Source organism: Martinezella hainanensis (assembly GCF_900094555.1).
Lineage (GTDB): Bacteria > Pseudomonadota > Alphaproteobacteria > Rhizobiales > Rhizobiaceae > Rhizobium > Rhizobium hainanense.
Map to the genome: position 1 here is coordinate 904,033 of NZ_FMAC01000001.1, position 11,814 is coordinate 915,846.

The 11,814-nt window shown below is 60.9% G+C and carries 12 protein-coding genes; 9 read left to right on the forward strand and 3 right to left on the reverse strand.

Features of this window, described 5'->3' with window-relative positions:
- Nucleotides 1-130: 130 nt before the first annotated feature.
- A complete protein-coding gene (locus GA0061100_RS04395; RefSeq protein ID WP_075851470.1) occupies nt 131-943 on the reverse strand; it encodes an alpha/beta hydrolase fold domain-containing protein in 813 nt (270 codons plus the stop codon).
- A 231-nt stretch (nt 944-1,174) separates the two neighbouring features.
- Between GA0061100_RS04395 and GA0061100_RS04400 the strand changes: the two genes are divergently transcribed.
- Nucleotides 1,175-2,086 carry a LysR family transcriptional regulator gene (locus GA0061100_RS04400; protein ID WP_075851471.1) on the forward strand — a complete coding sequence of 304 codons (912 nt, stop codon included), beginning with the start codon at nt 1,175-1,177 and terminating at the stop codon, nt 2,084-2,086.
- 59 nt (nt 2,087-2,145) lie between these two features.
- Here GA0061100_RS04400 and GA0061100_RS04405 read toward each other — a convergent pair whose 3' ends face one another.
- Nucleotides 2,146-2,604, reverse strand: coding sequence for a carboxymuconolactone decarboxylase family protein (locus GA0061100_RS04405; protein WP_075851473.1), 459 nt, complete (start codon nt 2,602-2,604; stop codon nt 2,146-2,148).
- Nucleotides 2,605-2,738: 134 nt separating this feature from the next.
- Between GA0061100_RS04405 and GA0061100_RS04410 the strand changes: the two genes are divergently transcribed.
- Complete coding sequence (locus tag GA0061100_RS04410; RefSeq protein ID WP_075851475.1) at nt 2,739-3,623, forward strand: sigma-70 family RNA polymerase sigma factor; 885 nt, start codon at nt 2,739-2,741, stop codon at nt 3,621-3,623.
- A 105-nt stretch (nt 3,624-3,728) separates the two neighbouring features.
- Here the strand turns inward: GA0061100_RS04410 and GA0061100_RS04415 are convergent, their stop codons facing one another.
- The gene (locus tag GA0061100_RS04415) at nt 3,729-4,490 is read right to left on the reverse strand and encodes an AraC family transcriptional regulator (RefSeq protein WP_075851476.1); all 762 of its coding nucleotides are present in this window, start codon (nt 4,488-4,490) and stop codon (nt 3,729-3,731) included.
- Nucleotides 4,491-4,629: 139 nt separating this feature from the next.
- Here GA0061100_RS04415 and GA0061100_RS04420 point away from each other — a divergent pair, with 139 nt between their 5' ends.
- The 7 genes from GA0061100_RS04420 (at nt 4,630) to GA0061100_RS04450 (ending at nt 11,767) form a co-directional block, all read left to right on the forward strand.
- Entirely contained in the window at nt 4,630-5,577 is a 948-nt protein-coding gene (locus GA0061100_RS04420; RefSeq protein WP_075851478.1) for a DMT family transporter, read from the forward strand.
- A gap of 83 nt (nt 5,578-5,660) precedes the next feature.
- Entirely contained in the window at nt 5,661-6,383 is a 723-nt protein-coding gene (locus GA0061100_RS04425; RefSeq protein WP_075851480.1) for a GntR family transcriptional regulator, read from the forward strand.
- A 102-nt stretch (nt 6,384-6,485) separates the two neighbouring features.
- On the forward strand, nt 6,486-7,766 hold the full coding sequence (locus tag GA0061100_RS04430; RefSeq protein ID WP_075851481.1) for a cysteine desulfurase-like protein: 1,281 nt from the start codon (nt 6,486-6,488) through the stop codon (nt 7,764-7,766).
- A 172-nt stretch (nt 7,767-7,938) separates the two neighbouring features.
- Nucleotides 7,939-8,715: an HpcH/HpaI aldolase family protein gene (locus tag GA0061100_RS04435; protein WP_075851894.1), complete on the forward strand. Its 777-nt coding sequence runs from the start codon at nt 7,939-7,941 to the stop codon at nt 8,713-8,715.
- Between the two features lie 194 nt (nt 8,716-8,909).
- Nucleotides 8,910-10,118, forward strand: coding sequence for a pyridoxal phosphate-dependent aminotransferase (locus tag GA0061100_RS04440; protein ID WP_075851482.1), 1,209 nt, complete (start codon nt 8,910-8,912; stop codon nt 10,116-10,118).
- An 82-nt stretch (nt 10,119-10,200) separates the two neighbouring features.
- Complete coding sequence (locus GA0061100_RS04445) at nt 10,201-10,998, forward strand: ABC transporter substrate-binding protein (protein WP_075851483.1); 798 nt, start codon at nt 10,201-10,203, stop codon at nt 10,996-10,998.
- A 94-nt stretch (nt 10,999-11,092) separates the two neighbouring features.
- Nucleotides 11,093-11,767, forward strand: a complete 675-nt coding sequence (locus GA0061100_RS04450; protein WP_075851484.1) for an amino acid ABC transporter permease — start codon at nt 11,093-11,095, stop codon at nt 11,765-11,767.
- The last annotated feature ends 47 nt before the right edge of the window (nt 11,768-11,814 follow it).

The window sequence follows — 11,814 nt, forward strand, 5'->3', positions numbered from 1 at the left end:
GAAACTTCCTATCGTCTCAAAAAATCGGGGGCCGAAGCGCCGCGCATCCGCGTGACCACCGCTCCGGTCTCGTGCCTTCGACATCAATCCAATCCGCGCTCATACATTGCGGACGGGATACCCTAGTCGATCAAGCCTGCACGTCTTCGACAAAGCCCTTGAAACAGCAGCAGATGTCCTGCTGCCACGAAGCCCTGTCCTTCGACTGCCCGCCATAGAGAGTGGGCCAGCCTGTCCCGGCGGGGAGGACTTGCTGGCGAACACGGACGCCAGCCGCTTTCAGCCGGCTGCCGTATTCCATGCTCTCGTCGCGGAGCGGGTCGTCCTCGGCCGTGAGCACCAATGCCGGCGCGAGGCCCGAAAGCCGCGAACAGTATCGAGGCGCTGCATAGGGGTGACAGACACCGCCCAGGAAACCCAGGTATCGGTTCCAACCCTCCGTCCAACGCTCGCGCATGCCGCTTTCCTCCGCCTGGAGGAAAGATTTTGATCCCATGAAGGGATCGAGCAAAGGCGATATCAACACCTGTCCGTCCAACGAACCGGGTATTTGATCGCGCGCCTTTAAAGCGACACCCGCTGCAACATTGCCACCCGATTCCTCACCGGCGACAAACAGCAGCGATTTTTTTGCCCCGCCCAGCGCAAGCATGTTCCGCTTATTGCTGAGGTAGGCAAGAAGGCCGTAGGCGCATTCCAGCACCTTCGGAAAAGCATTCTGATTACAGCTCGTATAATCCGCTGCAACCACGATGGCACCGGCCTCGGCGAGGCTTGCCGCCACCGGTCTCTCGGTCGCATGGCAGGTATCGAGAAAGGCGCCGCCGTGCAGATAGAGCACAAGGGGTGCCGCCTTCTTCAAACCTTCACCGTTGTAGATCCGCGCTTCCACCGGCCCCGTAGGCACGTTTTCCAGCACAACATCTTTCCACGGCGCACTCATCGACCCAAATCCCGTCTGTTCCAGTGAATATGACCCAATCCAAAAGCCGTTTGACGTGCTTTGCAACCATATTCCCGATTATGCGGTTCAGCGCCCCCCGTGCCGCATTGCAACAACTTATGAAACAACATATTGTTATTCCGCTTCGAGAATAAGTAGCCTATATTCGATCAGACTATTCACGATTACAAACAATCGACCTCTTTTTCGAAGGTCGAGGGACATCATGGAATGGACCAGTTATCAGCAATGCGGGCATTCGCGCGCGTGGTGGAGACGGGTAACTTTACCCGCGCCGCTGCGGCCCTCTCCATGCCGAAGGCGACGGTGACGACGCTCATCCAGTCGCTCGAGGCGCATCTGCATGCCAAGCTTCTCAACCGCACGACACGCCGCGTCATGGTGACGACCGACGGCGCGCTTTACTACGAGCGCGCCATTCAGATCCTCTCGGAAATAGAGGAACTGGACGGCAGCATCAGCAATTCGCAGAGCCTGCCGAGCGGGCGCCTGCGCGTGGAAATGGCCGGCGCCTTTGCCGAGAAGATTGTCATGCCGGCGCTCTGCGATTTCCACCAGCGCTATCCGGATATCCATATTGACCTTGGCGTCGGCGACCGGTTGGTCGACTATCTGGCCGAGAATGTCGATTGCGCGCTGCGCGCAGGCATGCCGAGCGACCAGTCGCTGATCGCCCGCCGCGTCGGCGAGATCCACCTCGTCACCTGCGCGGCACCGCTTTACATCGAGAAGCATGGTTTCCCGGAACGGCCGGAGGATCTGGAAACCAGCCACTATGCGGTCAGCTATTTCCGCGCGCAAACGGGTAGGACGATTCCGTTCCTGTTCGAACACGGCAACGAGGCATTGGAAATCAGCCCGCGCTATATCCTTTCGGTGAATGACAGCCGCAGCTATCTCCAGGCGGCGTTGATGGGGCTCGGAATCGCGCAAGTTCCAAGCTTCATGGCTCGGGACGCGCTTGCAAGCGGCGATCTCGTTCCCATTCTTTCCGGCTGGACCCGACCGTCGCTGCCCCTGCATATCGTCTATCCGCCCAACCGGCACCTCAGCAACAAGGTGCGTGTCTTCGTGGACTGGATGGCGAAATTGCTGGTGACCTCGCGAGTAGGCGAGGCTTGAGGATGCGGGCCACCTTCTTCCCCATACAATGGGAAGAAGGTGGCGCCAATTGCGAATAATCAGTTCCAGGAAGCCCCCGCCGGCTGCCGAACCGTCGAGTTCAGCCGGTTCCAGACATTGTCGATCGCAATCGCGACGATCAGCGCCGATAGTGCCTTTTCGTCGAAATGTTTTGCTGCTTCGTTCCAGATCTCGTCGCTGACGGCATCGGGCCGGTCGGCGAGCCGGGTAGCTGCTTCCCCGAGAGCCAGAGCAGCACGCTCGGCGTCCGAAAAATAAGGCATCTCGCGCCAGGCGGAGACACCGACGATACGCTCCATCGTCTCCCCATCTTTCTGGAGCTTGCGAAAGCCCATGTCGGTGCAGACGCTGCAGCCGTTGATCTGACTGACGCGCAGATGCACGAGGTCCATGATGTTTTCCGACAGGCCACGATCCTTGATCGAATTGCTGACGGCCAGAAGCGCCTGCAGCGTTTCGGGCAGAATGAGGGCGGGATTTTTCATACGAGCTTGCATATTTCTTTCCTCTGATTGTGAGAGCGCTGTTGCCGCTCATGTCCTGACGAGGCAATTTCCGGCCGATCCGATGTCACACCGGCCGGATTTCGTTCGTCATGGGTCTGACGAAACAGGGTGAGGAGATGTGACCGATGGACGAGAAAAAATGGCTGGCGGAAAAATTCGAAGCGAACCGGCCGCATCTGCGCGCCGTCGCCTACCGCATGCTCGGCTCGCGCACGGAGGCGGAAGACGCGGTTCAGGAGACGTGGCTGCGCCTGATGAAGAGCGACGCGTCCGGCATCGAAAATCTAAGCGGCTGGCTGACGACGGTCACGGCCCGCATTTGCCTCGATCTGCTACGGTCGCGCAAATCCCGTCGCGAAGAGCCGCTGACCATCCATGTTCCCGAGCCGATGGTGGTGCATGAGGCCGGCAACGGCACCGATCCTGAACAGGATGCCTTGCTCGCAGACTCCGTCGGCCTCGCCCTGCTGGTGGTCCTGGAAAAGCTCAATCCGGCCGAACGGCTTGCTTTTGTCTTGCACGATATGTTCGACGTGTCTTTCGATGACATCTCCCCGATTCTAGGACGCACCACGGTTGCGACACGCCAGCTTGCAAGCCGCGCCCGCCGCCGCGTGCAGGGCACGCCATCGACAGCGGAGGCCGATCTCACCCGCCAGCGTCACGTCGTCGACGCCTTCTTCACCGCCTCGCGTGACGGCGACCTCCAGGCGCTGCTCGCCGTCCTCGATCCCGAAGCCGTCTTCCGGCCGGATGCGGTTGCGGCTCGCATGGGATCGGCCAGAGAAATCCGCGGCCGCGTCGACATTGCCAAGACCTTCCAGGGTCGCGCACAAGGAGCGCGGCTGGCAGTTATCAACGGCGCAGTCGGTGCCATCGTTGTTATCGGCGGGCAGCTGCGCGTCGCCCTTCGCTGCACCCTCAATGCAGATGGCATGATTACTGTCATCGACGCGATGGCCGATCCGGAAGAGCTGCGCAAGCTGGAGATCGTTTTGATCGAGCCGTAGAACATTTCCGCTTTCTCCGAACCGCGAAAACGTTCTATCTTCCTGTTTCTTTGAGCATTCCGGACGGAAAACCGCTGCGCACTTTTCCTGGAAACGCTCCGAGACCTACCGCATCTGCGTCGGGCTCGTACCGGTCATCCGGCGAAACATAGCGATGAAGGCCGACGCGTTGCTGTAGCCCAACTGCGCTGCAATCCGATGCACGGGCTCGCCCGCCTCGACCATCGACAGTGCAGCAACGAGCTTCAATCGCTGCCGCCATTCGTTGAAGGAAAGGCCGAGATCGTCCTGGCACCGGCGCGAAAGCGTACGCTCGGTCGTTCCCATCCTGCGTGCCCACTCCGCAAGGGAGTGCCGGTCGCCGGGAGCGGACTGCAGGGCATTGAGCACCGGGCCGAGCAGCGGGTCGTCAGAAATCGGCAGATAGCTCTCGCAGCGCGGCGCCAGTCGGATCTGGTCGACCAGTACCTGCGCGAGCCGCAGGTCTTCCGCCGTTTCCGGCATGGTGACATCGCGCGCCGCGAAATCCGCCAGGATGGCCTTCAGCAGCGGACTGATGCTGAGCGTGGAAGGCTTATCGGGCAGGTTCGCACAAAGAGCGCGTTCGACATAGACGGTCGCATAGCGCAGATCGTGCTGGATCGCGGCGCCGTGCATCGTCTCCGGCGGCAGCCAGATGGCATAATGCGGCGGCGACAGATAGCGCACGCCCTCGATATCGAAGTCGGCAACGCCGGTAATCGCATAATTGAGCTCGCCCCAAGGCTGGCTCTTTTTGGGGAAAACCGTGCCCGCTTTATAATTCTCGGTGCGGAAGGAAACCGGATTCGGCGGATCGCCCTCGATGCGTGGAGGCCTGCTGGACATGTCCTCATTTCGCTACTGCTTGTCTTATTCTCGCTATATACCAGAATTCGGACAGGTAGTACAAAGTCTTTGGGATGGCGAACTCTATCCGCCCTCCTTCGTTTCGCCCCAAGCCAGAAGACGACGAGAGATCATTCACATGAGCACCCAGCCGAACGCTTCCGCATCCATGATCAGTGCGGCCGGACTTGCGCCGCTGCTGACGGTGCTGATCTGGTCCGGCAATACCGTCGTCACCAAGGCATCCGCCGGCGTGATTTCGCCGGGCTCCATCTCCTTTTATCGTTGGCTGCTTGCCTTCCTCGTGCTCCTGCCCTTCGTCGGCCGGGAGGCGTGGCGCAACCGCGCCCTGCTCCGGCAGCACTGGCTGAAACTCGCCATTCTCGGCGCGCTCGGCATGGTGATCTATCAGAGCCTCGCCTATGAGGCAGCCAAGACCACCTCCGCCGTCAACATGGGCGTCATGCTCGCCCTGATGCCGTTGCTGTCGACATTTTTCGCAAGCCTGCTGGCCTCTGAAAAATTGACCGCGCCAAGCATCGCAGGCGGCGCCATCTCTTTGATCGGGCTAATCTATCTGACCTCTCAAGGCGATCCTGTCCGGCTGATCAACGGCGGCTTCCACATCGGCGACGGCCTGATGATTATCGCGGTTCTCTCGAATGCGCTCTACGGCGTCATGCTGAGACGCTGGGCGATGCCGCTTTCGATGTGGCAGCAGCTCTTCTGGCAGATCGGCTTTTCGACCCTTTTGCTGATTCCTGTTTTCCTGATGGGCGATATCTCACCGATTACGACGACAAACCTGCCGCTGATCCTCTATGCGGCGATCCCGACCTCATTGATCGCCCCCTTCTGCTGGATGATCGGCATTCACAAGCTTGGAGCCAGCCGTACCTCGCTGTTGATCAACCTCCTGCCGATCATTGTCGCGGCTCTGGCCTGGGCACTCCTCGGCGAGCAGCTGCATTCCTACCACGCCATCGGCGGTGCTCTTGCCCTCATCGGCGTCGGCCTCGGCTTACGCAAGGCGCCGGCAAGAGACGAGCCGGCCGATGAGGCAAGCTGGGAGGTAGAGGAGGCCTGAGCGCTGCTCGGAAAGGCCCCTTTCCTTTCGCCTGCCCTTCGTTCTACCATGAACGGGTCCTGCAAAGCGAAAAGGAAGCGAGCGTGCGCATAGCCCTGGAACCGGTGTCCTCCAGAACGACGATCCAGGAGAGCGTCTATCAGCAGCTCCGAAACGCGCTCATGGCCGGCAATTTCGATCCCGGCCAGACACTGACCATCGCCTCGCTCGCCGAAACCTTCGGAACCAGCAACATGCCGGTGCGCGAGGCCCTGCGCCGGCTGGCTGCTGAAAATGCGCTCGAAGTCGCAGCCAACGGCTCGGCCCGCATCCCGATCGTCACCCTCGGCCGGCTCAACGATCTCTGCCGCGCCCGCATCGCCGTGGAGGGCCTGGCCGCCGAACTCGGCGCGCCGAACCTCACCCCGACAGACATTGAGTCACTTGAGCGCATCGCCGGCGAGCAGCATGTGATCGGCCTCGGCGCCAACGTCTACGACCTGATGGCCAAGAACCAGCAGTTCCACTTCACCATCTACCGCGCCTCCGGCTCCGAGGTGCTGCTGCAGCTCATCGAGACCTTGTGGCTGCGCTTCGGCCCTTATATGCGCATGCTCTCCGCATCCGTCGAACCTTTAATGCGCAGCGGCGAGCTTGACCCCGCCGGCGAGCATGTTGCCATCGTCAAGGCGCTGAAGGCAGGAGACTTTGCCGCTGCCCGCGATGGCGTCGTCGCCGATATCAGACGCACCCACGAGATCCTGCAGGATTATTGCCCGGCCACCCAGGATGAGCCGCGCAAGGGCTCCGGCTCCGGCCGCCGCTAAGCATCCCCAAAGAGATCTAGAAATTTGGTTGAACCTTAAAGTATTTTGTGATCAAATGATCAAAATTGAGGTTTCAATCCCAACATCCAGAGCGAGATCCCCATGAGCTCCGCCGCTTCCGCATCGCAATTCGCCGGCCACAACAGCTTCCCGGTCGACGAGGTCCGCGCCATGTTCCCGGCCATTCAGAAGGCCGGCGATTTCGTCTTTCTCGACAATGCGGGCGGGGCGCAGGTGCCGCAGACAGTGGTCGACGCTGTTGCCAACCACCTCATCGATTTCAACGTCCAGCGCATGGCGAAATACCAGCACAGCCAGGGCGTCGACCGCAATCTGGAAGAAGCGCGCGAAAGCGTTGCCATGCTGGTGAACGCCTATCGCCCGGAAGAAATTTCCTTCGGCCAGAACGCCACCTCGTTCATTCGGCTTGTGAGCCTCGGCATTGCCAAGTTGCTCGGCGAGCGCAACGAAATCGTCGTCACCGACATGGACCACGACGCCAACATTGCCACCTGGATGGCGCTGGAAGCCGATGGCGCGAAGATCGTCTGGTGGCGCATGCGCGAGGACGGCACACTGCATGTGGAAGATCTGAAGCCGCTGCTCAACGACAAGACCCGCCTCGTCGCCTGCACCGTCACAGCGCATTCGATCGGCACGATCGTCGACGTCGCCGCAGTCTGCAAACTGGCACAAGCCGCCGGTGCCGAAACCTTCCTCGATTGCGTCCATTACGGCCCGCATGGCCTGATCGACGTGCAGGCCTGGGGCTGCGACTACCTTGTGTGCTCTGGCTACAAGAATTTCTCGCCGCACATGGGCTTCCTCTGGGGTCGTTACGACGCGCTGGTCAAGCTGCCAACCTTCAAGGAAGACTTCATTCCGGACGTACCGCCCTACAAGATCGAAGTCGGCACATTCACCTACGAGAACGTTGCCGGCATGAATGCCGCGGTCAAATATCTCGAAGGCCTCGGCCGTCGCTTCCTGTCGACCGGCAATCACAGCCGCCGCGAGGCGCTTGCCGCCGCCATGGGCACGATCCGCCAGTACGAGCTGATGCTCTCGCGCGAGATGATCGCCGTTCTCAAGCGCCATGGCGCGGTCATCTACGGCATCTCCGACGAGAGCCGGCTGGAGCAGCGCGTTCCCACAATCTGCTTCAACATGCCAGGCATCACGCCGCAGGAATTTGCCGAGGAGATGGGCAAGCAGCGCATCGGCCTGCGCGACGGTCACATGTTCGCACCGCGCCTGATGAAGCGCCTGGGCCTTTCCATGGAAACAGGTGCCATCCGCGTGTCGCTGGTGCATTATAACAAGGTCGAGGAGATCGCCCGGTTCGACGCGGTCCTGACCGAGATCATGGCGCGGCGCAAGTAAGCCGTGCCTGTGAGCGGTGGCGGCGCCCGAACAACTCCGCCACCGCAATGCCTCCGTGCCGGCGCGTGATCGGCACGGAAGGTGCCCTGAGTTCAGGGCAGATTGCCGCTTCGTAGTTGTATCTTTTCGGTCTATCCCACATTGAGAGGACCGCTGAAATGGGAGGATGCCGATGAGCGATTTCCGCCGGAACTGTATCGAGCAGAAGCTGCTCGTCGGTACGTTTGCGGCTATCCCGCATCCGGTCGCCATCGAGGTCACGGCGGCCTCCGGCGTCGATTTCCTCTGCATCGACTGGGAGCATTCGCAGATCAGCCGCGAGCGCATCGAGGATCTGATCCGCGCTGCCGACGTCCATCGCGTTCCCGGCATGGTCCGCGTACCCGGACATGCGGCTGAAGATATCGCGGCCGTTCTGGATGCGGGTGCGGCGGGCGTCCTCGTCCCGCGGGTTTCGACTGCGGAACAGGCGCACGCTGCCGTCAAGGCCATGCGCTATCCCCCGCTCGGCGCGCGCGGCGTCGGACCGGGCCGTGCGGCGGCCTATGGCTACCGCATCCCGGACTATCTGGCCAAGGCCAATGCGGAACTCGTGCTTGCCATCCAGGTCGAAACCGCCGAGGGGCTTGCCAATATCGCCGAGATTGCGGCCGTCGACGGCATCGATCTCATTTTCATCGGCCCCGGCGATCTCTCGGTCTCGATCGATGCGATGGGACCTGCCGGCAAGGAGAGGCTCGACGCAGCGATCCGCACAATCACAAAGACCGCTTTGTCTGCCGGCCGCGCGGTCGGCATCTTCCGCCCTTCGGCAGACGATATCGGCGCATGGTCGGAAGCTGGCATAAGCTTCTTCATGCTGGCAAGCGACACGATGTTCCTGGGTGCAAGCCTGGCTGCCGGCGTTAGCGCCGCAAGAGCCGGCGGGCACGGCAGAGAGAAGAAATAAAGCTGATTTTTATCAGAGCGTTACCGCATGGCTGAGCAACACGGAATCGAGCAGGAAGGTAGACTTTTTAAGCTTAAAATTTGTCCTTGAAATGCAGTTGTTTTTGGATAACCATTCGAAATTGAGGGGTTGCTCAAGTGAAAGCTGCCGCAGCCGTTTGAACCCTTCAATACCGAATTCCCAGGGGAAATTCCTTGTCTCTTCTACCGCAGCATAACCTGCCGAACGCGATATCAGGCCGCGATGCCCTCGAAGGCATCCGCGCTCAGATCCGCGACATGCGCACCGACAATATCGCCGTGCTTGCCAAGCGCGCCCGCGAACTCGGCGGCGTCATCCCGCTCTGGTTCGGCGAAGGCGATATCGTGACGCCGGAGTTCATCCGCGATGCTGCGAAGAAGACGCTCGACGACGGCGCCACCTTCTACGTTCCCAACATGCGTGGTCTCGCGACCCTGAACGAAGCGCTGTCGGACTATCAGACGCACTGGCACGGCCGCCCCATCCCGATCGAGCGCACGACGGTCGCGCCCGGCGGCATGCAGGCGCTCTATATGGCGCTCGAACTGCTCGTCGATGTCGGCACCAACGTCGTCTACGTCGCGCCGCAATGGCCGAACATCCATAACGCCATCCATCTGATCGGCGGCGAGCCCCGCGCCGTATCGCTCGATTTCGATACCGACTGGCGCCTCGACCTCGACAAGCTTTTCGCCCGCTGCGACGCCCGCACGCGCGCCATCTTCCTGTCGACGCCATCCAACCCGACGGGCTGGACGGCCTCGCGCGAGGAAATGCACGCGCTTCTCGATTTCAGCCGCCGCACCGGCATCTGGATCATCTCCGACGAGGTCTATGCCCGCCTCTATTTCGATGGAGAGATCGCGCCATCGATCCTGCAGGTCGCCGAGGACGGCGATCGCGTGATTGCGATCAACAGCTTCTCAAAAGCCTGGGCAATGACCGGTTGGCGCGTCGGCTGGCTGACGCACCCGTCTGCCATTGCCGACCAACTCGGCGCCATGACGCAGTATATCAACAGCGGCACGTCGGCCATGGTTCAGGCCGGTGCTGCCGCCGCCTTACGCGAAGGCGAGCCGCTGGTTTCAGAGATCCGCGGACGCATCAAGACCGGCCTCGATCTGGCCTATGAGAAGCTGCCTAAGATACCGGGCATGATCCTGCCGGAGAAACCGCGCGGCGGCATGTATGCCTTCTTCGCGCTGCAGGGCGAACCCGATGCGACGGCGCTGTGCGAGCGTATCCTCGAGACGGCCCGCGTCGGCCTGGCGCCCGGATATCACTTCGGCGATGCATCCCGCGCTTTCCTGCGCATGTGCACGTTCCGCGAAGCCGAACAGATGCGTATCGCGCTCGATCGCATGGTCGATGCGATGACATGATACGGCCGCCCGAGCGGGCGGACGGGGAATACCGCGGGTGAGAGGAAAAGCCCGCAGCCATAACCAGAGGGAGACCAAGAAAATGCCCATTACTCGTCGTAGTCTGCTGGTCCTTGCGACCGCCGTCGGCCTGGCCGGCGGAAGCCACTTTGCCTATGCCGCCGATGTCTTGAACGTCGGTTCCTATCCGAACAACCCGCCCTTCGAATACAAGACCGCCAATGGCGGCTTCGAAGGCTTCGAGGTCGATATCGTCAACGAAGCGGCCAAGCGCGCCGGCATGACCACCAACATCGCCGACTACGGCTTCCAGGCCCTGTTCGCGGCAACCAGCTCCAAGCGCATCGACGTGGCGATCTCGTCCATCACGATCACGCCGGAACGCCTGAAGTCGCAGTCCTTCACGCAGCCCTACTACGATTCCGACATGGGCGTCGCTACGAAGGAAAGCAGCTCGGTCAAGACGCTTGCCGATCTCAAGGGCACGGTCGTCGGTGTCTTGTCGGGTTCGACGGGTGAAAAATGGGTCAATGACAACAAGGCAGCGCAGGGCTTTGCCGACGTCAAGGGCTACAACTCGCAGCAGGACATGTTCCTCGATCTCGGTGCCGGCCGCATCGATGCCGTCGTCAGCGACATTCCCGGCATGCAATATCTCTTCGTCAAGACCAAGGGCTTCGCCATCAAGGATCGCATCAAGACCGGCGAGCAATACGGCCTGATGATGACGAAGGATTCGCCACTCGTCGCCAAGATCAACGACGCCATCACCGCGATGAAGAAGGACGGTACGCTCGAAAAGATCCACGAGAAGTGGTTCGGCGGCAAGGCACCGGCAGGTTCCTCCACCGTTACCGAATTACCCATCCCCAAGGCGTGATCAAAAGATCATTGTTGACATGAGCTTACGCCGGCCATTGCGGCCGGCGTAAATGTAATGAAACCTCATCTTCGTCCTGCAACCGGGAGCGCCAATGTCTTTCGTCGATACCTTCCTCAATTCCGACGTCATGATCTCGGCATTCCCGCAGCTGCTGCGCGGGCTTTGGATGACCATCGCGCTCGGCGTGGTCAGCATCCTGATCGGCGTCACCGGCGGCCTCATCGTCAGCCTGATCCGCCTCTATGCCCCGAAGCCGCTGCAGCTTTTGATGATCGCCTATATCGACATCATGCGCGCCATGCCGATGCTGGTGGTGCTGATCCTGATCTATTACGCGCTGCCCTTCGTCGGCATCAGCTTTTCCGCCTGGTGGTCGGCAATCCTCGGCTTCTCGATCGTGCTTGCCGCCTATTCGGCCGAAGTCTTTCGCTCGGGCATCGAAAGCGTGCCCCGCGGCCAGTTCGAAGCTGCCGCAGCCCTCGGCATTCCCTTCCTGATCACGCTTTACAAGGTCGTGCTGCCGCAGGCGGTCCGCATCGTCATTCCGCCGACGACGAGCAACTGCGTGTCGATGTTCAAGGATACGTCGCTCGCCTCGACCGTGGCGCTGCCGGAGTTGTTGAAAGAGGGCCAGAATGCGCAAGGATTCTATGCCAATCCTTCGCCGCTCATCATGGCCGCGCTGATCTACATCATCCTGCTCTGGCCGATGGTGCGTCTCGTCAGCGTGCTCGAGAAGAAGTTCAAGAGCGAACGGGCGAGATAGGCCCTCGTTGAAGCATGTCGCGTAAAACCGCTATACACTTTTGCGCG